The following is a 20,274-nucleotide window of genomic DNA, read 5'->3' on the forward strand; positions in this document are numbered from 1 at the left end:
CATGTGCTGATTTCTGACGGCGATCATTTCCATACATGCGTGCAGACTGGATGCCGCAACTCGCCTCGCGCATCAGTCGATGCGTCGTCGCCGCCGACGCCTGGCGGCTCGAAACACCACGACCGCCTTCCCTTGGACGCCTTCCGCGTGACAAACGCATAAAGTGAACATGACTATTCGAGAAAAGGGGTTCCGAGCATGGTCACCACGACATCGCCGAAGCGGGCGGACGCGCGACGCAACATCGAGTCGATCGTCGACGCGGCGACGAGGCTGCTGGCCGCAGACCCCGACGCGAGCGTGCAGGACATCGCGAAGGCCGCCGGTGTCGGCCGGGTGACGCTGTACGGCCACTTCGACTCGCGCGCGACGCTCGTCGCCGAGGTCGCCACCCGCGCGATCGCCGAGACCGACGCCGCCCTCCGAGAGGTCGACCTGGGCGGCGAACCCGGCGACGCCATGGTGCGCTGGATCGACGCGACGTGGCTGCTCACGCATCGCTTCGGCGGCATCGTCGTCGCAGCCGTCGACGTGCTCCCGGCCGAGCAGGTGCGTCTCGCGCACGAGGTCCCCGAGCGGCGCGTTCGCGACCTGCTGTCGCGTGGACGCGATGCCGGCGTCTTCCGATCCGACCTGCCGGTCGAATGGCAGATCGCCACGATCCACGCCCTGCTCCACGCCGCGTCGACCGAGTGCCAGCGAGGCGCGCTCACCGCCGACGAGGCGGCCCGGCTCGTGCGGGAGACGATTCTCGCGACCCTCCACGTGTGCCGCTGATCGGCTCGGCCGGCGGGCCGGCGGAGCCGGCGGAGCCGGAGGGCTGACGGTGCGGCCGACGGAGCCGGCGTCGACAGAGCGCCGCTACTGCGCGGCCGACTCCACGCCCGCGAACGGCACCCGCCCGGGCAGCACGAACGCGAACACCACTGCAGCGACGAGGGCGACCGCTCCGGCGAACCAGTAGCCGCTGCTGAACGCCGTGAAGCCGTCGCCCGCGATGGCGGCCGCCGCGATGCTCGACACCGCCGAGACGCCCGTCGCGGCGCCGAACTCGTGCAGGGTGCTGAGCGCACCCGAACCCACGCCCGCCTCGTGCGGCGCGACCGCGGTGAAGGTGCTCGTCGATGCGGCGACGAAGGTCGCCCCGATGCCGAACGACGCGACGGTCATGGCGATGACGAGCACGGTCATGCTCATGGTCGTGGCACCGACGATCATGCCGAACGCGGCGATCAACAGGCTGACCACGCCCACGAGCTTGAGGCCGAGTCGCACGAGCAGCCGGGCCCCGACCTGGGCGCCCGCGATCGTGCCGAGCGCGACCGGAATGAACACGAGCCCCGTGTCGAGCGCACTGAACCCGTGCACCTGCTGGAACAGGAACGAACCGAGGAAGAAGATCGCGATCATGAGCGCCGTGGCGACGAAGATCAGCCCGAGCCCGGCCGCGACCGGGCGCCGCGCGAGCATGCCGAGATCGAGCAAGGGGTTGCGCGCCGTACGCTGCCGCCACACGAACAGGGCGTAGCCGACGAGGCCGACGACGACGGGGCCGAGCGTACCGAGCCCGAGCCAGCCGGTGTCGCCCGCGTTGACGAGCCCGAAGATCACGGCTCCCGTCGAGAGGGTGACGAGGAGCGCTCCGAGCACGTCGAGACGGCCGCCCGATCCGGGCAGCACCGGCACGGTGACCGCGAGCGCGACGAGCAGCACCACGCCGACGGGCACGTTCACCCAGAACACCCACGACCAGCCCGGTCCTGAGGTCAGGAGTCCGCCGAGCAGCACGCCGATCGCCGCACCGGCCCCACCGAGTGCCGACCAGACGCCGAGGGCCTTGGCGAGCTCATCGCCCTGGAAGGTGCGGGCGATCACCGAGAGCGCGGCCGGCGACATCGCCGCAGCACCGAGCCCCTGCAGGGCGCGCCCGACGAGCACCATGGTCGCGTCGGTCGCGAAGCCCGTGAGCAGGGATGCCGCGGTGAAGACGGCGAGGCCCGTGAGCACGACCCCTCGGCTGCCGACCACGTCGGCAGCCTTGCCGCCGAGCAGCATGAGGCCGCCGAACACGAGCGCGTAGATGCTCACGACCCACGTCAGCGTTCCGCGCGAGAGGTCGAGCTGGGCGCCCATCTGCGGCAGCGCCAGCGCGACCACGGTGACGTCGACGATCAGCATCAGCTGGGCGATGCCGAGCAACCCGAGCATGCGCCAGCGGTGACGCAGCGGCGTCGGCTCGGTGCGGGACTCCGGATTCGGTTCGGACATGGCACGGCCCCTTCACAACATGAACGATGATGTTCGAGTTACCGTAACATGAACATGCATGTACGAAAAGACCCGACCGCACGCGACCGCCTTCGCGTCAGCGCGGGCTCACGAACCGGTGACAGTCGACGGGCACGGAACCGCCGGGCACGGGCGCCTGATGCACGAACGCACCCACGTCGATCCATCCCTGCCGTTCGTAGAATCGGCGCGCCGCGGTGTTGCCGGTCGCGACCGCGAGCCATGCGCGTCGGTGCCCGGCCGCGAGGACGGCCACCTCCGCGGCGGCGAGCAACGCGGCGCCGACTCCCCGACCGCGGGCGGCGCGGGCGAGGTGGAGCTGGTCGACCTGGTCGTCCTCGACGATCGCGAACCCGACGATCGTCGGGGCGTCGGCGACAGCCGCGACGATCGTGCCATCGAGGCGCTCGCGGGCACGGTGCTGGAACCAGTCGGCCGTACGCGCCTCGACCAGCTCCCGCGGCACGTTGCCGAGGTGCGCGTCCGCCCAACCCTCCTGCCAGACCCGGGCGACGTCGGCGACCTCGGCGGCCGCCGCCGGCCTGATCACGATCGCGGCCATCGTCCGCCCCTTCCGCCAATCCGAACACTGCTGTACAGTTTACAGAAGTCGAACGTCGATGTTCAAGAAAGGATCCCGCGATGTCCGCGATCACGACACCGAACGACGATTCCGCATTGCGGCCGGAGCGACCCGCCGCCCGTCGCACCGCCGACGGCGGGGTGTGGCCGAAGATCTGGCCCGCTGCGCTCGGCGTGCTCGTCGCCGCCGGCACCGCCTACGGGCTCACCGATGCACGACAGGTCGCACCCGTCGTCGCGGCATCCGGTCTCGTCTATCTCGCCGCCGCCGCGACCGGCCGGCGCTGGGCCGCCTGGGTCGCGTTCGGCGCGACCTTCATCGTCATCGGCCTCGCGAAGTTCACCGAGCTCGATGCCACGTTCGCGATGCTGGTGCTCGCCGCGGCGCTCTTCGTCGTGGGCCTCGTCGGCCGGCCCACGCGGCCCTGGTGGGCGCTGCCGCTCCAGTCGGTCGCGATGCTCGTGCTCGGGGTCGTCGCGGTCGTCGCGACGCTCGCCGACGCAACCGTCGGCGGCCTGATCGTCGCCGTCGCCCTGCTCGCCCACGCCGGGTGGGACGTCTACCACCACCGCACCGGCCGCGTCGTCGACCGCTCGCTCGCCGAGTTCTGCGCCGTGCTCGACGTGCTCGTCGCGGTGGTCGTCGCATTCGTCGCGCTGTCAGCCTGACGAGACCCCGATTCGGGATGCCTCGGCGAACGCGATTCGCCGAGGCATCCGCATGCGCTCGAATGCCTGCGAGCACGCACCGCGCCCGCCGCGCCCGCCGACCGCTCGCCGGCATCAATTGAACTGATCTGGTGGAGCGAAGACATGTATTGGCGCGATCGACTCCGCTGCGCTTGACTCGTCTCGCGATCGGCCGGCACGACGCGATGATGCGTCCGTCGGCTCGCGAATCCCCCGAGCCATGACGGACAGAGGAGTCCTCGATGAGCGTGCAACTGGAGACCTCGAACTTCCGCGCCCAGCACTTCCGCAAGACGCTGGGCCGCGCCGACATCGTGCTGATGTCGATCAGCGCGATCATCGCCATCGACACGATCGCCCTCATCGCGGGCGCCGGCGCCGAGGCGTTCACGTGGACGCTCGTGATCGGCATCACGTTCCTGTTCCCCTACGCCCTCGTGATCGCCGAGCTCGGCAGCGCCTTCCACGAGGAGGGCGGCCCGTTCGTGTGGGTGCGCCTCGCGTTCGGCAAGGCGACGGCCGCCGTCGCGACGATGTTCTACTGGATCACCAACCCGCTCTGGATGGGCGGCTCGCTCGTCTTCATCTCGGCCGCCGCGTGGGACGCGTACGTCGCGCCGCTCGCCCCCGGCAGCGTCGGCGACTACGTGTTCAAGATCGCGTTCATCTGGCTCGCGATCGCCACGGCTGTGATCGGACTGAACTACGGCAAGCACATCCTCGCGGCCGGCGCGATCGTCAAGGTCGGCCTGCTCGCGATCTTCGTCGTCACGGTCGTGCTCTACGGCGCGCAGTACGGCATCAACGGCTTCGCGGCCGGCGACTTCTCGCCGACGACCGCGGGCTTCCTCGCCGTCACCCCCGTGATCCTCTTCGCCGTCGTCGGCTTCGAGGCACCGAACGGCGCCGCCGAGGAGATGCGCAACCCGCAGCGCGACGTGCCGCGGGCGATCGCCGCCTCGGGCACCATCTCGATGCTCTGCTACCTCGTGCCGATCTTCGCGCTGCTCGCGGTCGTGCCCGCCGACAAGATCGAGGGCGCCGGCGGATTCCTCGAGGCGCTTCGCGAGGTGTTCAAGGTCTACGGCGGAGCATCCGAGCCGGTCATGGCGATCGCCGCGCTGCTGTTCGTGTTCATCGCCTTCACGCAGGCGAGCGCCTGGATGATCGCCTCCGACCGGGTGCAGGCCGCCGCCGGCGCCGACGGCGCGTTCTTCCGCTACTTCGGCAAGTTCTCCGAGCGCCTCGGCACACCCGTGCGCATGAATCTGCTGAGCGGCATCGTCGCGACCGTGTTCTGCCTCGCGGCGACCGTGCTGCTCGACGGCAGCGCCGCGACGATCTTCACGATCGTGCTCATCGTCGCGATCTCGACCCTGCTGCTCTCGTACCTCGTGATCTTCCCGACCGTCGTCGTGCTGCGGCGCAAGTACGCCGACGTCGAGCGGCCGTTCCGGGTGCCCGGCGGCAAGGCGGGCCTGTGGGTGTGCTTCACCGTCATCTACGCCTGGGTGCTCCTGGGCTCGTGGGTCGCGGTCTTCCCGGGTACGCTCGAACCCCTCCTCGGCATCGACTACGACTTCGTCGACGTCTGGGGCGTCGACCGGCTGACCTTCGAGCTCTTCACGATCGGCACCCTCGTCGTCATCGCCCTGCTCGCGATCGTCGGCTACCTGTGGCAGCGCAACCGCGACCGGGCGGCCGACCTCGACGTGATCGACGAGCTCGACGTCCTCGAGAAGACCGCCTCATGAACTCGAACACCCTGATCGACCTGGATACGGAGAACACTGTGACCGACCTCGCCACCCCGACCCTGCGGCGGGTGCACCCGCTCGACCCGCTCGGAGCCGACGAGATCCTCGCCGCGCGCGACGTGCTCGTCGCCGAGGGTCGACTGGGCGCGACGGTCCGCGTCGCGTACCTCTCGCTCAAGGAGCCGGCGAAGCGACTGGTCGCGGCTGCGCTGGCGGGGGCACTCGCCTCGGATGCCGCATCCGAGGCCGCCCGGCACGCCGGCGCCCCGCACCGCGAGGCCCGCGTCATCCTGCTCGATACCGCGACGGGCGAGACCACCGACCTCGTGGTCGACCTCACGGCGAAGGCCGTCACGGCGTCGGTCGCGGTCGACCCGGCCGTCGCCGGCCAGGCACCCGTGCTGCTCGAGGAGTTCGACGCGATCGAGGAGATCCTCGCCGCCGACGAGGGCTGGATCGCCGCCCTCGCCTCGCGCGGGCTCACCCCCGACCGCGTGCGCGTCGCCCCGCTCTCGGCGGGCATCTTCGACTACCCCGGCGAGGAGGGCAAGCGCCTGCTGCGCGGGCTCGCCTTCGTCGAGCGCGAGCCCGGCGACTACGCGTGGGGCCACCCGGTCGACCAGCTCGTCGCCTTCGTCGACATGATCGAGCGCCGCGTCGTGCGCATCATCGACGACGGCCCGGCCGAGATCCCGCTCGACAACGGCAACTTCGAGGACCCCGAGCTCACGGGCCCGCTGCGCACCGACCTCAAGCCGCTCGTCATCACCCAGCCTGAGGGCCCGAGCTTCGCGCTCGACGGCAACGTGCTGAGCTGGCAGAAGTGGGACCTGCACGTCGGCTTCGACGCGCGCGAGGGCCTCGTGCTGAGCCGCATCGGGTTCGACGACCGGGGCCGGCGCCGCTCGATCATCGACCGCGCGTCGATCGCCGAGATGGTCGTGCCGTACGGCGACCCCGCACCGTACCGGTCGTGGCAGAACTACTTCGACACCGGCGAGTACCTCGTGGGCCGCGACGCGAACTCGCTCGAACTCGGCTGCGACTGCCTCGGCGAGATCACCTACCTCACGCCCGTCGTCGCCGACGACTTCGGCAACCCGCGCGAGATCCCGCAGGCGATCTGCATCCACGAGGAGGACTTCGGCCTGCTCTGGAAGCACACCGACGGCTGGGCCGGCCACAAGTCGACGAGGCGCCAGCGCCGCCTCGTCGTGAGCTTCTTCACGACCGTCGGCAACTACGACTACGGGTTCTACTGGTACTTCTACCTCGACGGCACCATCGAGTTCGAGGCGAAGGCGACGGGCATCGTGTTCACCGCGCGGTACCCGGGCAAGGGCTACCCGTACGCGTCCGAGATCGCGCCCGGGCTCGCCGCCCCGTACCACCAGCACCTGTTCTGCGCACGGCTCGACATGGCCGTCGACGGTGACGCGAACGCCGTGCACGAGCTCGACCTGCAGCGCGTGCCGAAGGGCGAGGGCAATCCGCACGGCAACGCGTTCACGCGTTCGCGGCGGGTGCTCGCGAGCGAGTCCGAGGCGCGGCGCAAGGCCGACGGCACGGTCGGCCGGGTCTGGGAGATCGTCAACACCGAGAAGACGAACGTCGTCGGCGAGCCCGTCGCCTACACGCTCTTCCCCGAGGGACAGCCCACGCTCGCCGCGGCCGACGACTCATCGATCAGCCGCCGCGCGGCATTCGCGACCGAGCACCTGTGGGTGACCCGCTTCGCGGACGACGAGCGCTACCCCGCGGGCGACTTCGTGAACCAGAGCATCGGGTCGCCCGGCCTGCCCGAGTACATCGCAGCCGACCGCGACCTCGACGGGCAGGACCTCGTCGTCTGGCACAGCTTCGGCCTCACCCACTACCCCCGCGTCGAGGACTGGCCGATCATGCCCGTCGACTACACGGGCTTCACGCTCAAGCCCACGGGCTTCTTCGACCAGAACCCGGCGCTCGACGTGCCGCCGTCGCAACCCGCGAAGGGACACTGCGGCGCCGAGGGCGACGCCTGCCACTGCTGACGGCGGTCGGCTGACGCCGCGCGGCGGGTCGGCGGGGTGCGCACTCCCCCGCCGGCCCGCCGCTTGCGCGTGCAGTGCAGGAGAAATCGCCATCCGGCCGCGAAACCGGACCCATCAGCCCGGATATCCTGCAATCCGCACCCGGATGCCGCCACCGCCGCTGCACGTACAGGACCATCCGGCGAGCAGACCCGCATGCGGGCCTACCTGCCGAAATATCCTGCAAGCGGCCCGGGATGCCGCCCCCAGCACCCGCCGCCAGCCGCGCCGCGGAAAACAGGAATATCCAACACGCACCCCCGCGTACAGGCCTGCCTGTCGAAATATCCTGCTCAAGGCCCCGGATGCCGCCGTCCCCAGCCGTGCCCGGCCGTCCGCCATCGCGTAAAACAGGAATATCCGACACGCACCCCCGCATACAGGCCTGCCTGCCGAAATATCCTGCTCAGGGCCCCGGATGCCACCACCGCTCCCAGCCGCGCCTGGCCGTCCCGCCATCGCGTAAGCAGGAATATCCGACACGCACCCCCGCATACAGGCCTGCCTGCCGAAACATCCTGCTCAGGGCCCCGGATGCCACCACCGCTCCCAGCCGCGCCTGGCCGTCCCGCCATCGCGTAAGCAGGAATATCCGACACGCACCCCCGCATACAGGCCTGCCTGCAGAAACATCCTGCTCAAGGCCCCGGATGGCACCACCGGCGCCCGCCCGCAACCAGCTCCACGCCCGCAGCCGGCGCGCCGGCCCCGCCCGGCCCCCTTACTCCCGCGGCGCCCCGAACAGCTCCCGCGCGAGCGTCGCGACGACCCGCGCCCGGGCCGTCGGCCGCACGCCCGCGACGCGCACGAGGCACACGTCGAGCGGCGGCACGTCGTCGGCGATCGGCACGGCGGCCAACTCCCCGCCGTCGTAGGTCTGCGACGAGCGTGGCACCTGGTTGAGGATCGAGAAGCCCTGCCCGCGAGCGACGAGCGAACGCACCGTCTCGTAACTGCGTGAGCTGTAGCGGATCTGCGGATCCAACCCCGCCGCGGCGAGCATGCCGAGGAAGTACTCGCGCGAGTGCGGCATGTCGAGCAGCACGAGGTCGAGTCCGGCGAGCTCGGCGAGCGCGATCGGCGTCGAACGTGCGGCGAGCGGGTGCGCGGCCGGCAGGATCACGTGCGGGGGCGCCGAGTACAGGTGGTCGAACGCGAGGTCGTGCAGTTGCCCGAAGTCGTACGCGATCGCCGCCTCGACCGAACCGTTCAGCAGCATCGCGACCGTGCCGTCGGCGTCGGCCTCGATGACCTCGATGCGCAGGTGCGGGTGCTCGGCCTCGACGCGCGAGATGAGCGTCGGCAGCACGAACGGCGCGATCGTGACGAAGCACGCGAGCCGCAGCGTGCCGCGCACGTCGTAGTGGTGGCCGCGCACGGCCTCAGCCATCTCGTCGACCTGGGCGAGCAGCGAGTGCGCGTCGCGCAGCAGCTGCTCGCCGGCCTCGGTGAGGGCGAGTCCCTTGCTTCGCTGCCGCACGAAGAGTTGCACGCCGAGGGTGCGCTCGAGCTGGGCGATCGCGGTCGAGACCGCTGACTGCGCGACGTGCAGGTCGACGGATGCCTCGGTCATCGAGCGCTTGGTCGCGGCCGCGACGAAGTAGCGCAGCTGCACGAGGGTCAGGTCTGATCGGCCGAGTCGAGCCATGCCGCCATCGTATCAATCAAGCTGATGCACTGTCTCAGCATTGTCTGGTTTACAGATGCAACCGACTTTCCTAGCGTGAATTGCACCGGTGAAGACGCCGGTCGGAATGGAGTTTCGGGATGTCGAGTCACGAGATCGACGAGGTCGACGTGGTCGTCGTCGGCGCAGGCCAAGCCGGGATCGCGATGAGCGAGCACCTCGGCGCACGAGGGATCTCGCACGTGGTGCTCGAGCGCGACCGCATCGCCGAGCGCTGGCGCACTGGGCGCTGGGACTCGCTCGTCGCGAACGGCCCCGCCTGGCACGATCGGTTCCCGGGCCTCGAGTTCGAGGGGCTCTCACCCGACTCGTTCGCCGCGAAGGACCGCGTCGCCGACTACTTCGCCGAGTACGCCCGGCAGATCGACGCGCCGGTGCGCACGGGCGTCGAGGTGCGTTCGGTGCGGCGGCGCGAGGGCGCGCCGGGCTTCGAGGTGCAGACGACCGACGGCGACTACCTCGCCCGCTTCGTCGTCGCGGCGACGGGTCCCTTCCAGAAGCCGGTCATCCCTGATCTCGTGCCGGCAGGCAGCCCCGTGCACCAGCTCCACTCGAGCGGCTATCGCAACCCCGGCCAGCTGCCGGCGGGCGGCGTGCTCGTGATCGGCGCCGGTTCGTCGGGCGTGCAGATCGCCGACGAGCTCCGCGCCTCGGGCCGCCAGGTGCACCTCGCCGTCGGCCCGCACGACCGCCCGCCGCGCGCCTACCGCGACCGCGACTTCTGCTGGTGGCTCGGGGTCCTGGGCAAGTGGGATGCCGCGGCGCCCGCGGCCGGCGCCGAGCACGTCACGATCGCCGTCAGCGGGGCGCACGGCGGGCACACCGTGGACTTCCGCAAGCTCGCCGCCGACGGCATCACGCTCGTCGGCCGGGCGGCCGCGTACGACGACGGCGTCATGCGCTTCGCGCCCGACCTCGCGGCGAACATCGCCCGCGGTGACGCCAACCTGCTCTCGCTCCTCGACGAGGCCGACGCCTACGTCGAGCGCAACGGCCTCGACCTGCCCGAAGAGCCCGAGGCCCGGGTGCTCGGGCCCGACCCCGCGTGCGTGACCGACCCCGTGCTCGAGCTCGACCTCGCCGCCGCGGGCATCACCTCGATCGTCTGGGCGACGGGGTTCGCCGTCGACTACGGCTGGCTCGAGGTCGACGCGTTCGACGAGCGCGGACGCCCCCGCCACCAGCGCGGCGTCTCGGTCGAGCCGGGCGTCTACTTCCTCGGGCTGCCGTGGCAGTCGCGGCGCGGGTCGAGCTTCATCTGGGGCGTCTGGCACGACGCGAAGTACCTCGCCGACCAGATCGGCATCCAGCAGAGCTACCGCGCATACGACGAGGCCGCCGCGAACGCCGCGGTCGCGGCATCCCCCATCGAAGCGGCGGCACCCGCCGAACCGGATGCCGCGCCCGAGACCCCCACGCCCGCCGAAGCCGCCCTCACGACGTCAGGAGCACTCCGTTGACCACCCACACGCGCATCCGGCCCTTCAACACGAAGGTCACCTACCCCGAGCAGAACCTCGACAACGACCTCTGCCAGGCGGTCGTCGCGGGCGGCGTCGTCTACCTGCGCGGGCAGATCGGGCAGGACCTCGAGACCCGCGAGTCGGTCGGCATCGGTGACGTCGAGGCGCAGGCGGAGCAGGCGATGGCGAACATCGCGATGCTGCTCGAAGAGGCGGGCTCGTCGCTCGACGACATCGTGAAGGTCGTCGTCTACCTGATCGACCCGCGCTATCGCGAGCCGGTGTACCGGGTCATGGGCAAGTGGCTGCAGGGCGTCTTCCCCGTCTCGACGGGGCTCGTCGTGAGCGCGCTCGCGCGTCCTGAGTGGCTCGTCGAGATCGACGCGACCGCGGTGATCAGCGGCCCGCGAACGTCGGCCGACGCCGGTACCGCCGACGCTGCGGCCGGCGCTGCGGCACGCACCGAAGGCGGTGCGGCATGACCTTCTCCATCGTCGCCAGGGATGCCTCGGGCGCCATCGGCTCCGCGATCTGCTCGTCGTCGCCCGCGGTCGCCGCCCGGTGCGTGCACCTCGCCGACGGCGTCGGCGGCGTCAACTCGCAGAACGTGACCGACCCGCGTCTCGGCCCCGCGGTGCTCGCCCGGCTCGCCGCCGGCGACTCGGCGGCCGAGGCCCTCGCCGCCGTGGTCGACGGGCGCGAGCACGTCGAGTTCCGCCAGCTCCTCGTGGTCGACGCCGAGGGACGCACCGCGGTGCACTCGGGTGAGCGGGCGCTCGGCGTCTTCGCCGACGCGCAGGGCGGCGGCGCGCGCGCGAGCGGCGCGAGCGGCGCAGCCGACCCGGGTGCGTCCCGCGCGATCGGCGAGGGCGTCGCCACGGGCGGCAACATGCTCGCCTCGGCCGACATCCCGCAGCTCATGGTCGAGCGGTTCGAGCAGGCCGAGGGCGACCTCGAAGTCCGGCTGGTCGCCGCGATGCGCGCCGCGATCGACGCGGGCGGCGAGGCCGGCCCGGTGCACTCGGCGGGTCTCTCGGTCGTGCGCGACCACGGCTGGCGGGTCACCGACCTGCGCGTCGACTGGATCGACGACGACCCGATCGGCGAGCTCGAACGACTCGTCGACGTGTGGCTCCCCCAGCGCGACGACTACGTGACCCGTGCGCTCGACCCCTCGGCCGCTCCGTCGTACGGGGTGCCCGGCGATGAGTGACACCGCGACGGCGAGCGACCGAGCCGAAACGAGCGACCGAGCCACGACGCGCACCCGATCGGTCGCCGCGATGAAATCGGCGGCCGATGCGGCGGTGGCCGAGGCATCCCCCTCGCTCATCGCCCTCTCGCAGACGCTGCACGCCCACCCCGAGACCGCGTGGCAGGAGCACCGCGCCGCGGGCTGGGTCGGCGACGCGCTCGACGCCGCCGGGTTCCGGGTGACGCCCGCCTACCTCGGGTACGAGACGGCGCTCCTCGCCGAGGCCGGCAGCGGGCCGACGACCATCGGCGTCATGGCCGAGTACGACGCGCTGCCCGGGCTCGGGCACGCGTGCGGGCACAACCTCATCGCGGCGAGCGCGGTCGGCGCGGGGCTCGCGCTCGCGCGGGTCGCCGACGAGCTCGGCATCACGGTGCGGGTCTACGGCACGCCCGCCGAAGAGGGCGGCGGCGGCAAGATCGAGCTCATCGAGGCGGGCGCGTTCGGCGACCTCGACCTCGCGATGATGGTGCACCCCGGCCCGGTCGACGTCGCCGAGGCGCGGCCCTTCGCCGTCTCGCACAGCCACGTCGCCTACGACGGCGTCTCGGCGCACGCGGCGGCCTACCCCGACGAGGGCGTCAACGCGAACGACGCGTTCGTCATCGCCCAGGTCGCGATCGGGATGCTGCGCCAGCAGCTGCCCGCCGACACGAGGGTGCACGGCATCCAGACCCTCGGCGGGTTCGCGCCGAACGCGATCCCCGAGCGCACCGAGGGCCGCTGGTACGCCCGGGCGAACACGCTCGCCGAGCTCGAGGTGCTCGAGGAGCGCGTGCGCCGGTGCTTCGAGGCAGGCGCCCTCGCGTCGGGGGCGAGCCTCACGATCACGCCCGAGTCGAAGCCGTACGCCGAGTTCCGCACCGACGAGCGCGCGCTCGCGGCCTACCGCGCGAACGCGCTCGACCGCGGCCGCGTCTTCGCCGACCCGCTCGTCGCCGGCCGCATGAACCGCGCCTCGACCGACATGGGCAACGTGTCGCAGCTCGTGCCCGCGATCCACCCGTACATCGGCATCGACTCGCTGCCGCACACCAACCACCAGCCGGAGTTCGCGGCCGCGTGCGTCGGCCCAGCCGCCGAGCGCGCCCTCGTCGACGCCGCCGCGCTCATGGCGTTCACGGCGATCGACGTCGTCACGTCGCGCGGCGCCGCCGCACACGACCACGCCTCGAACACCCCAGCCACCTCCGACGACCGGGAGCACGCATCATGACCACCACCGACTGGGCGGCCCGCAGCCGCGAACTCGCCATCGACGGCCGCGCCGTCATCGACGGCAAGCGGGTGGATGCCGCGGACGGCGGCACCCTCGCCGTCGTGAGCCCCGGCTCGCTCGCGCACCTGGCGGATCTCGCCGCGGGCACCGAGCGCGACGTCGACCTCGCGGTCGACCACGCCCGCCGCGCCTTCGACGACGGCCGCTGGAGCCGCATCGACGCGGCCGAGCGGGGCCGGGTGCTCGTGCGCCTCGCCGACCTCATGATTGAGCACCTCGACGAGCTCGCCCTGCTCGAGACGCTCGACTCGGGCAAGCCGATCGCCCAGACCCGGGTCGTCGACGTGCCCGGCGCCGCGGCGACGTTCCGCTGGTACGGCGAGCTCGCCGACAAGCGCTTCGACGAGATCCCGTCGACGCCGCCCGGGTCGACCGCACTCGTCCGCCGCGTGCCGCTCGGCGTCGTCGGCGCGATCGTGCCGTGGAACTACCCCCTCGAGATCGCGGCGTGGAAGCTCGCCCCCGCCCTCGCCTCGGGCAACTCGGTCGTGCTGAAGCCCGCGACCGAGACGTCCCTCAGCGCCCTGCGGCTCGCCGACCTCGCCCTCGAAGCGGGTGTCCCCGCGGGCGTGCTCAACGTCGTCCCGGGCCGGGGTTCGACCGTCGGCGGGCGCATCGCGCGGCATCCCGGCATCGACGTGCTCGCGTTCACGGGGTCGACCGCCGTCGCGAAACAGCTCATGGTCGACGCCGGCACCTCGAACATGAAGCGCGTCGCCCTCGAGGCGGGCGGCAAGAGCTCGAACCTCGTCTTCGCCGACGCCGACCTCGAGCTCGCCGCGGCGAAGGCCGCGTTCGGCGCGTTCTACAACCAAGGCCAGGTGTGCTCGGCGAACTCGCGCATCCTCGTCGAGCGGAGCGCGCACGACGAGTTCGTGGGGCTCCTCGCCGAGGCATCCCGGGCGTACGAGCCGAGCGACCCGCTCGCCGGAGCCGACGGCAACGGCAGCCTCATCAGCCGGGCGCACGCCGACGAGGTGGGCGCGGCGATCGCACGGGCCGCCGGCGACGGCACCCTCGTGTCGGGCGGCGAACGCGTGACGATCACCGGGTCGGACGCATACCTGCGCCCGGCGATCGTCACCGGCCTCGCCGCCGACCACGACCTGCACCGGGTCGAGGTGTTCGGGCCGCTCGTCGCGGTGCTGCCCTTCGACGGGGAGGACGAGGCCGTGCGCCTCGCGAACGCCACCGACTACGGCCTCGCCGCGTCGCTGTGGACGACCGACCTCGCCCGGGCGCACCGCGTCTCGGAGCGCCTCGTCGCCGGCACCGTCTCGGTCAACACGGTCGACGCGCTCGGGCTCACGACGCCGTTCGGCGGATTCCGCCAGTCGGGCTTCGGCCGTGACCTGTCGCGGCACGCGCTCGACAACTACACCGACTGGAAGACGACGTGGTTCCAGTGGGCGTGAGCTCGCTTCCTGCGGGCATGGGCAAGGGCTCGGCAGGCATGGTCAACGAGTCGTCGGGCGCCCGTGGGAGGCTGGCGAGCAGCCCGGATGCTCCGGGTCGCCGACGCCCGACCGCCGAAGCCCGGCCCGTCCGAGATCCGAGCCGCCCATGACGACCATCCACGCGACCGCGACCGCCGCCGGCGCCGGCGCCGGTGAGCGCGCGCGCTCGTCGTCGCCGGGTGCCCGGCTGACGGTGTCGTCCGGGGTGCGCGCCGTGATCGCGGCGGTCGCCCTGCTGTGCGTCGGCATCCACGTCTGGGTCGCCGTCGCCGCACCCGACTGGCGCTCGCTCGCGATGCTGGGGCTCGCGGCGGCCTGCGCCGTCTGCCTGCTGCATCGCGGCGGTTCCTCCCTCCCCTCGACGGGCGAGTGGGGCTTCATGGCGGTCACGGCGCTCGCCATGCTGGTGGTGCACTTCACGGGCGCGGGCGCGGTGGGCCACCACGCCGGACTCGTCGCGGCGAGCGACGGCTCGATCGCCGTCGATCAGGATGCCGCGGGCACGGCGCACAGCGTCGCCGGCGTCGTCGCCGCAGCCGAGTTCGGTGCCGCTCTCCTCGCGCTCACGATCTGCGGGGTGCGACGGCGGGCGGGTCGCTGAAAAACGCCCACAGCCAGTCGGCGAGCTCCTCGAACGCCCCTGGCCGGAGCGCGTGCAGTGTGGCGGTCCGCGACCGACGCGAGACGACGAGGCCGTTGGCACGAAGGAGGTCGAGGTGTCGCGACGCAGTCGAGTGCGACACCTCGCATCGGCGGCCGAGGTCGGTCACCGTCATCGGCGAATCGGCCTCCCGCAACGCCTCGAGCAGGTCGCGTCGCACGGGATGCGCGATCGCCTGGAACGGCGAGCTCGCGATCCTCAGCATCTGCACTACCTCCCGTCGTTCGAGGCTTCCGGCCGGTTCAGCGCACGTAGTCCGCGCCGGTGATGTCGATCGTGGCTCCCGTGGTGTGCCGCGAGGCGCCGCTCGCGAGGAACGCAATGACGGCCGCGACGTCGTCGGGCGGCGTGACCTCGCCGAGCGGCAGCCCGGCGAGGAGGGCTTCGTCGACGGCGCCGTCGGCGAGCTCGGTCGCGACCCATCCGGGCGCGACCGCGTAAGCGAGCACCCCGTCACGGCCGTAGCCCCGGGCGATGCCCTTCGTCAGCGCGAGCAGGCCGCCCTTGGCGGCGCCGTACGCAAGATGCTCGGCGTCGTCGCCGCGGTGCGCCGACCGGCTCGTCACGTTCACGATGATGCCGCCGCCGCGCTCGCGGAAGTGCAGGACGGCCAGTCGGCAGAGCTCGGCGGGCGCACGCAGGTTGAGCGCGAGGTTGCGGTCCCAGCCCTCCTGCCACCCGGCATCCGAGTCGATCGCCGACGGCAGCCAGGCGCCTGCGTTGTTGACGAGCACGTCGACGACCCCGGTCGCCTCGAGCGCCCGTCGCCAGACGTCGGCCGGGCCCTCGTCGGTCGCGAGGTCGCCGCCGACCGCGGTGGCCCGGCCGCCGAGCTCGGCCACGAGCGCCTGTGCCGTCTCGGCGTTGCGTCCGTAGTGCACGACGACGTGCGCGCCCTGGCGATGGACCTCCCTGGCCGTGGCCGCCCCGATGCCGCGCGAGCCGCCCGTGACGAGCACGGTCTTCCCGGCGAGCTGGCGTGCCGCCGCGGCATCCCGGTCGCTCATGCCGCCGCCTGCGCGCCGGTGATCTCGACGATCGAGCCGGTCAGGTACGGGGCCTCGTCGCTCGCGAGGAAGGCGACCAGCGCTGCGATCTCCTCGGGCTCGCCGATGCGCCCGAACGGCACCAGCCGGTCGAGGTCGGCGACGGTGCGGCCGGTGCGTTCGAGGTTCGACTCGAGCATCGGGGTGCGCACCTCGCCGGGCGCCACCGCGTTCACGCGGATGCCGCTCGGACCGTAGTCGCGCGCGAGGTTGCGCGTGAACGCCACGACCGCGGCCTTCGACGTGTTGTACGCGAGGTGCCCCGGCACCGGGTAGAGCCCCCACTGCGACGCGGTGTTGACGACCGATCCGGCTCCGGCCGCGATCATGTGCGGCAGCACCGCCCGGCAGAGGTGGAACATCGCGTCGACGTTCACCGCGAAGCTCAGCGACCAGTCGTCGGCACCGAGCTCGAGCAGCGCCCCGCGCCGGTTGACGCCCGCGTTGTTCGCGAGCACGTCGATGCGGCCGTGGGCCGCGACGATCTCGTCGGCGGCCGCCGCGCAGGCCCCGCCGTCGAGCAGGTCGAAGACCGAGGCGGATGCCGCTCCCCCGGCCGCACGGATGCGGGCGACGGTCGCCTCGGCGGCGTCGCGGTTCACGTCGGCGACGATCACGGTGGCGTGCTCTGCGGCGAGTCGTTCGGCGATCGCCGAACCGATGCCGCCGCCGGCGCCGGTGACGACGGCGACCTTGCCCGCGAAGCGGACGGCGCCGGAGGGTACGGGTCGACGGGTCATGGCTGTGGCCCCCAGATGTCGCCGACGGTGTAGCCCGCCGGGAACGGATCGGTCGAGTCGAGGATCCAGGTCGAGCGACCCGTGATCCAGGCGCGACCGGTGACGGTCGGCAGCACGGCCGGGCGTCCGGCCACGGTCGTGGTTCCGGTCAGCGCGCCGATGAACTCGCTGCCGATGATGCTGCGGTGCGAGAACTCCTCGCCGATCGCGAGCTGGCCGCGCGCGTGCAGGGCGGCCATGCGGGCGCTCGTGCCGGTGCCGCACGGCGAGCGGTCGAGCGCACCGGTCCAGGTCGACGGGTCGTCGGCGTCGAGCCGCCCGTTCGTGAGCACGACGGTGTTGCGAGCTTGCTCCCCCGGCACCCGGTCGCCCGAGTGCAGCATGATCAGGTTCACGCGATCGATCGACGGATTCGTCGGATGTACGACGTCGAACTGCTGCTGCGCGGCGAGCTTGATCAGCGCGCCCGCCCGGGCGAGAGCCCGACCGTTCTCGGGCGCGAGGTCGAGGCCGAGGTCGGCCGCCCGCACCTGGGCGAAGAACTGGCCGCCGTAGACGATGTCGGCCCTGACCTCGCCGAACTCCTCGACCTGCAGCGGAGTGTCGAGCGCGACGACGAACGACGGCACGTTCACAATCGTCACCGATGTGACCTTGCCGTCGTCGACGTGCGCGATCGCCTTCACCGTGCCGACGGCCGTGTCGATCGTGACCTCGGTCACGGGGCCGGTGCTCCTGACGATGCCGGTCTCGATCGCGGCGGTCACCGCGCACATCGTGTTGCTGCCCGACATCGGGGTGAAGCCGCCCTGCTCGAGCACGACGATGCCGAAGTCGGACTCGGGGTTCACCGGAGGCAGCAGGAACACGGCGCAGAGGCCCGGGTAGCCGCGCGGCTCGCGCAGGATGGCACGCCGGAGGCCGTCGAGGTTCGCCACGCAGTAGTCGAACCGCTCGGCCATCGTCGTGCCTTCGACGAGCGCCGCCGCGTTCGTGATGACGCGGCCGGGCTCGCCCTCGGCGTGGACCTCGACGGCGTCGAGCTCGAAGACGGTGGTCATGCCGCCGACGGTACCGCGAGCACGCCGAGCTCGGCGAGCGCGGCCGCGATGCGCTCGCGGTCCTCGGCCGCGAGCGGGAGGATCGGGGCCCGAACCGGGCCGACGGGCGTACCGGTGAGTTCGAGTGCGGCCTTGATGCCGGCCGCGTAGTTGACCGACTCGAGCACGTCGCTGAGCGTCCAGAGCGGGGCCCAGAGCTCGCGCCCCCGGTCGAGGTCCTTCTCGATCGCGACCGTGCGGAACAGCTCGGCCGCGTGACCGGGCACGATCGAGGCGACACCCCAGACCGAGCCCTTCGCCCCGAGGGTGAGCCCGTAGAACGTGAGCGTGTCCCACCCGTTGAATGCGGTGATCTCCGCCGACCGGTTCGTGAGCACGTCGGTGAACGTGACCGCGTCGCCCGAGGTGTCCTTGAAGTAGTCGACGCCGTCGATGCCGCCGAGCTCGGCGAGCTGCGAGGCGTCGAGGCTGATGCCGGTCGCGCCCGGGACGTTGTAGTACACGATCTGCAGGTCGACCGCGTCGGCGACGGTCGCGAGGAACGCCTTCAGCGCGTCGAACGAGAGCGGGTCGTAGAAGGGGGGCACGACCATGAGCGCATCGGCCCCGACCGCTTCGGCGTAGCGGGCGAGCTCGACCGCTCCCGCCGTCGAGGTGCTGCCGATGCCGGCGACCACGGGGATGCGGCCGGCCGCCGCCTCGACGTTGAGGCGGATGACCTCGCGGTACTCGGTGTCGGTGAGGCTCGTGAACTCGCCGGTGGTGCCGGTCGGCACGATGCCGCCGAGACCGCCCGCGATCATCCGCTCGACCTGCGCGTGGAGCGCGTCGGCGTCGACGGCGCGCCCGTCGGCGGTGAACGGGGTCGGGATCGCGGCGAGCACCCCGTGGAGGTCGGCGTTCTTCCTGGTCATGAGATGGTCCTTTCGTCGAGGTCAGCGGCCGCCGCGGAAGCGGGCGGGCGAGAAGGGGGCGAGCACCGGTGCGGCGCGGCGTTCGCGGATGAGGTCGGTGAGCGCCCGGGCGGTCGCCGGGGCGAGGGTGACGCCGAGCATGCCGTGCCCGGTGGCGACGTAGCCGTTGCGGAGGCGCGGAAGTGCTCCGATGATCGGCAGCCCGTCGGGCGTCATCGGTCGCATGCCGGCCTTCGGCGTGAGCTTCGCCGTCGGCGGCTCCCAGTCGCGGAAGTACGTCGCGGGCGCACGCAGGATGGCGTCGACCCGCACCTGGTTGATGTGCTCGTCGAGCCCGCCGAACTCCATGGTCCCGGCGAGCCGGAGGTTGCGGCTCAGTGGCGTGACGGCGACCTTCGCGTCGTGCAGGTTGGTCGCAGAGCGCAGGCCGAGGGGTTCGATGTCGATGCAGTAGCCCTTGCCGGGCCGCACGGGCAGGCTCGCCCCGAACAGCTTCGAGAGCGGCCCGGTCCACGCGCCGGCGGCGAGCAGGAACGCGTCGCCCGCGAAGGTGCGCGAGCCCGACGAGACGCTCACGATGCGATCGCCCGCGACCTGCACCCCGTCGATGGGCGCGTTCTCGACGATCTCGACCCCGAGCTCGACGAGCTTCGAGTGCAGCGCACCGACGAAGGCGGCCGGGTCGAGGTGCAGTTCCTTGGGGAAGTACAGGCCGCCCTCGACCGCGTCGGACAGTAGCGGCTCGTGCTCGCGCACCGCGTCGCCGACGAGCACCGACGGTTCGAGCCCGTACTGCCGCACGAGGTCGACGTAGCCGAGGTGGTGCTGCATCAGCTCCTTCTCCTTGAAAGCCATGAGCAGGCCCTCGTGGTGGAGCTCGTAGTCGACGCCGTCGGCCCGGTACTCGTCGAACAGGTGCACGCTGTCCTCGGCGAGCGCGAGGTGCGCCGCGAACCCCGCGCGCTGGTCCTTCGCGTTCGACGCACGCCAGAGCCCGAACATGAACGAGACGAACGAGGGCCGCAGCGACGGCTTGATGTAGAGGGGCGAGTCCGGGCGCAGCATCCATTTCATGGAGGTGAGCACCACGCCGGGGCCGGGCACCGGCGCCGCCTCGGCGGGAACCACCCAGCCGGCGTTGACGTCGCTCGCGCCGAGCCCGGTCGGTCGCGCGTCGACGAGCGTGACCGTCTCGCCGTCGCGGGCGAGGTGGTAGGCGGTGGTGAGGCCGATGACGCCGCCGCCGATCACGACTGTGTGCACTGGGAGGTCCTTTCAGGTGGGGGTGTACCGGGGCGGGGAGTCCCCACTTCCCGCCCCG

Annotated in this window: 19 protein-coding genes; 10 read left to right on the forward strand and 9 right to left on the reverse strand. The window is 72.0% G+C overall.

Going from position 1 to position 20,274, the window contains the following annotated elements:
* The first annotated feature begins 198 nt into the window (after window positions 1–198).
* Window positions 199–777 carry a TetR/AcrR family transcriptional regulator gene (locus MUN74_RS06230; RefSeq protein WP_244855558.1) on the forward strand — a complete coding sequence of 193 codons (579 nt, stop codon included), beginning with the start codon at window positions 199–201 and terminating at the stop codon, window positions 775–777.
* Window positions 778–861: 84 nt separating this feature from the next.
* On the opposite strand, the gene MUN74_RS06235 is transcribed toward MUN74_RS06230, so the two are convergent.
* Together MUN74_RS06235 and MUN74_RS06240 are read right to left on the reverse strand one after the other, a co-directional pair.
* On the reverse strand, window positions 862–2,268 hold the full coding sequence (locus tag MUN74_RS06235) for an MFS transporter (protein WP_244855559.1): 1,407 nt from the start codon (window positions 2,266–2,268) through the stop codon (window positions 862–864).
* A 97-nt stretch (window positions 2,269–2,365) separates the two neighbouring features.
* Window positions 2,366–2,851: a GNAT family N-acetyltransferase gene (locus MUN74_RS06240; RefSeq protein ID WP_244855560.1), complete on the reverse strand. Its 486-nt coding sequence runs from the start codon at window positions 2,849–2,851 to the stop codon at window positions 2,366–2,368.
* An 80-nt stretch (window positions 2,852–2,931) separates the two neighbouring features.
* Between MUN74_RS06240 and MUN74_RS06245 the strand changes: the two genes are divergently transcribed.
* The 3 genes from MUN74_RS06245 (at window position 2,932) to MUN74_RS06255 (ending at window position 7,351) form a co-directional block, all read left to right on the forward strand.
* The gene (locus tag MUN74_RS06245; protein ID WP_244855561.1) at window positions 2,932–3,540 is read left to right on the forward strand and encodes a hypothetical protein; all 609 of its coding nucleotides are present in this window, start codon (window positions 2,932–2,934) and stop codon (window positions 3,538–3,540) included.
* A gap of 263 nt (window positions 3,541–3,803) precedes the next feature.
* Complete coding sequence (locus MUN74_RS06250) at window positions 3,804–5,315, forward strand: APC family permease (protein WP_244855562.1); 1,512 nt, start codon at window positions 3,804–3,806, stop codon at window positions 5,313–5,315.
* Window positions 5,312–7,351 (forward strand): primary-amine oxidase, encoded by a 2,040-nt coding sequence (locus tag MUN74_RS06255; protein WP_244855563.1) that lies wholly within the window; start codon window positions 5,312–5,314, stop codon window positions 7,349–7,351. The genes MUN74_RS06250 and MUN74_RS06255 overlap by 4 nt, the downstream gene beginning before the upstream one ends.
* A 760-nt stretch (window positions 7,352–8,111) precedes the next feature.
* Here the strand turns inward: MUN74_RS06255 and MUN74_RS06260 are convergent.
* On the reverse strand, window positions 8,112–9,038 hold the full coding sequence (locus MUN74_RS06260; RefSeq protein WP_244855564.1) for a LysR substrate-binding domain-containing protein: 927 nt from the start codon (window positions 9,036–9,038) through the stop codon (window positions 8,112–8,114).
* A 119-nt stretch (window positions 9,039–9,157) separates the two neighbouring features.
* Between MUN74_RS06260 and MUN74_RS06265 the strand changes: the two genes are divergently transcribed.
* The 6 genes from MUN74_RS06265 to MUN74_RS06290 all read left to right on the forward strand — a co-directional run bounded on the left by MUN74_RS06265 (window position 9,158) and on the right by MUN74_RS06290 (window position 15,132).
* Window positions 9,158–10,537, forward strand: coding sequence for a flavin-containing monooxygenase (locus MUN74_RS06265; protein WP_244855565.1), 1,380 nt, complete (start codon window positions 9,158–9,160; stop codon window positions 10,535–10,537).
* Window positions 10,534–11,022 (forward strand): RidA family protein, encoded by a 489-nt coding sequence (locus MUN74_RS06270; RefSeq protein WP_244855566.1) that lies wholly within the window; start codon window positions 10,534–10,536, stop codon window positions 11,020–11,022. The genes MUN74_RS06265 and MUN74_RS06270 overlap by 4 nt, the downstream gene beginning before the upstream one ends.
* Complete coding sequence (locus MUN74_RS06275; RefSeq protein ID WP_244855567.1) at window positions 11,019–11,753, forward strand: DUF1028 domain-containing protein; 735 nt, start codon at window positions 11,019–11,021, stop codon at window positions 11,751–11,753. Before MUN74_RS06270 ends, MUN74_RS06275 begins: the two co-directional genes overlap by 4 nt.
* Entirely contained in the window at window positions 11,746–13,011 is a 1,266-nt protein-coding gene (locus MUN74_RS06280; RefSeq protein ID WP_370647350.1) for a M20 family metallopeptidase, read from the forward strand. Before MUN74_RS06275 ends, MUN74_RS06280 begins: the two co-directional genes overlap by 8 nt.
* Window positions 13,008–14,489 carry an aldehyde dehydrogenase family protein gene (locus MUN74_RS06285; RefSeq protein ID WP_244855568.1) on the forward strand — a complete coding sequence of 494 codons (1,482 nt, stop codon included), beginning with the start codon at window positions 13,008–13,010 and terminating at the stop codon, window positions 14,487–14,489. The genes MUN74_RS06280 and MUN74_RS06285 overlap by 4 nt, the downstream gene beginning before the upstream one ends.
* Window positions 14,490–14,637: 148 nt before the next feature.
* A complete protein-coding gene (locus MUN74_RS06290; protein ID WP_244855569.1) occupies window positions 14,638–15,132 on the forward strand; it encodes a hypothetical protein in 495 nt (164 codons plus the stop codon).
* On the opposite strand, the gene MUN74_RS06295 is transcribed toward MUN74_RS06290, so the two are convergent.
* From MUN74_RS06295 to MUN74_RS06320, 6 genes are read right to left on the reverse strand one after another with little or no spacing between them, the layout of a single operon-like run.
* Window positions 15,095–15,397, reverse strand: coding sequence for an ArsR/SmtB family transcription factor (locus MUN74_RS06295; RefSeq protein ID WP_244855570.1), 303 nt, complete (start codon window positions 15,395–15,397; stop codon window positions 15,095–15,097). The two genes, MUN74_RS06290 and MUN74_RS06295, sit on opposite strands and share 38 nt — an antisense overlap.
* Window positions 15,398–15,434: 37 nt before the next feature.
* Window positions 15,435–16,199, reverse strand: coding sequence for an SDR family NAD(P)-dependent oxidoreductase (locus MUN74_RS06300; protein ID WP_244855571.1), 765 nt, complete (start codon window positions 16,197–16,199; stop codon window positions 15,435–15,437).
* Window positions 16,196–16,978: an SDR family NAD(P)-dependent oxidoreductase gene (locus tag MUN74_RS06305; RefSeq protein ID WP_244855572.1), complete on the reverse strand. Its 783-nt coding sequence runs from the start codon at window positions 16,976–16,978 to the stop codon at window positions 16,196–16,198. Before MUN74_RS06305 ends, MUN74_RS06300 begins: the two co-directional genes overlap by 4 nt.
* Window positions 16,975–18,039 carry a proline racemase family protein gene (locus tag MUN74_RS06310; RefSeq protein WP_244855573.1) on the reverse strand — a complete coding sequence of 355 codons (1,065 nt, stop codon included), beginning with the start codon at window positions 18,037–18,039 and terminating at the stop codon, window positions 16,975–16,977. Before MUN74_RS06310 ends, MUN74_RS06305 begins: the two co-directional genes overlap by 4 nt.
* The gene (locus tag MUN74_RS06315) at window positions 18,036–18,953 is read right to left on the reverse strand and encodes a dihydrodipicolinate synthase family protein (RefSeq protein WP_244855574.1); all 918 of its coding nucleotides are present in this window, start codon (window positions 18,951–18,953) and stop codon (window positions 18,036–18,038) included. The genes MUN74_RS06310 and MUN74_RS06315 overlap by 4 nt, the downstream gene beginning before the upstream one ends.
* 21 nt (window positions 18,954–18,974) lie before the next feature.
* Window positions 18,975–20,216: an NAD(P)/FAD-dependent oxidoreductase gene (locus MUN74_RS06320; RefSeq protein WP_244855575.1), complete on the reverse strand. Its 1,242-nt coding sequence runs from the start codon at window positions 20,214–20,216 to the stop codon at window positions 18,975–18,977.
* Window positions 20,217–20,274 lie beyond the last annotated feature (58 nt).

This window comes from Agromyces sp. H17E-10 (genome assembly GCF_022919715.1).
GTDB lineage: Bacteria > Actinomycetota > Actinomycetes > Actinomycetales > Microbacteriaceae > Agromyces.

Coding starts and splice junctions, on each gene's coding strand:
- MUN74_RS06230 (WP_244855558.1), top strand. CDS start 199: ATGGTCACCACGACATCGCCGAAGCGGGCGGACGCGCGACGCAACATC.
- MUN74_RS06235 (WP_244855559.1), bottom strand. CDS start 2,268: ATGTCCGAACCGAATCCGGAGTCCCGCACCGAGCCGACGCCGCTGCGT.
- MUN74_RS06240 (WP_244855560.1), bottom strand. CDS start 2,851: ATGGCCGCGATCGTGATCAGGCCGGCGGCGGCCGCCGAGGTCGCCGAC.
- MUN74_RS06245 (WP_244855561.1), top strand. CDS start 2,932: ATGTCCGCGATCACGACACCGAACGACGATTCCGCATTGCGGCCGGAG.
- MUN74_RS06250 (WP_244855562.1), top strand. CDS start 3,804: ATGAGCGTGCAACTGGAGACCTCGAACTTCCGCGCCCAGCACTTCCGC.
- MUN74_RS06255 (WP_244855563.1), top strand. CDS start 5,312: ATGAACTCGAACACCCTGATCGACCTGGATACGGAGAACACTGTGACC.
- MUN74_RS06260 (WP_244855564.1), bottom strand. CDS start 9,038: ATGGCTCGACTCGGCCGATCAGACCTGACCCTCGTGCAGCTGCGCTAC.
- MUN74_RS06265 (WP_244855565.1), top strand. CDS start 9,158: ATGTCGAGTCACGAGATCGACGAGGTCGACGTGGTCGTCGTCGGCGCA.
- MUN74_RS06275 (WP_244855567.1), top strand. CDS start 11,019: ATGACCTTCTCCATCGTCGCCAGGGATGCCTCGGGCGCCATCGGCTCC.
- MUN74_RS06280 (WP_370647350.1), top strand. CDS start 11,746: ATGAGTGACACCGCGACGGCGAGCGACCGAGCCGAAACGAGCGACCGA.
- MUN74_RS06285 (WP_244855568.1), top strand. CDS start 13,008: ATGACCACCACCGACTGGGCGGCCCGCAGCCGCGAACTCGCCATCGAC.
- MUN74_RS06290 (WP_244855569.1), top strand. CDS start 14,638: ATGACGACCATCCACGCGACCGCGACCGCCGCCGGCGCCGGCGCCGGT.
- MUN74_RS06295 (WP_244855570.1), bottom strand. CDS start 15,397: ATGCTGAGGATCGCGAGCTCGCCGTTCCAGGCGATCGCGCATCCCGTG.
- MUN74_RS06300 (WP_244855571.1), bottom strand. CDS start 16,199: ATGAGCGACCGGGATGCCGCGGCGGCACGCCAGCTCGCCGGGAAGACC.
- MUN74_RS06305 (WP_244855572.1), bottom strand. CDS start 16,978: ATGACCCGTCGACCCGTACCCTCCGGCGCCGTCCGCTTCGCGGGCAAG.
- MUN74_RS06310 (WP_244855573.1), bottom strand. CDS start 18,039: ATGACCACCGTCTTCGAGCTCGACGCCGTCGAGGTCCACGCCGAGGGC.
- MUN74_RS06315 (WP_244855574.1), bottom strand. CDS start 18,953: ATGACCAGGAAGAACGCCGACCTCCACGGGGTGCTCGCCGCGATCCCG.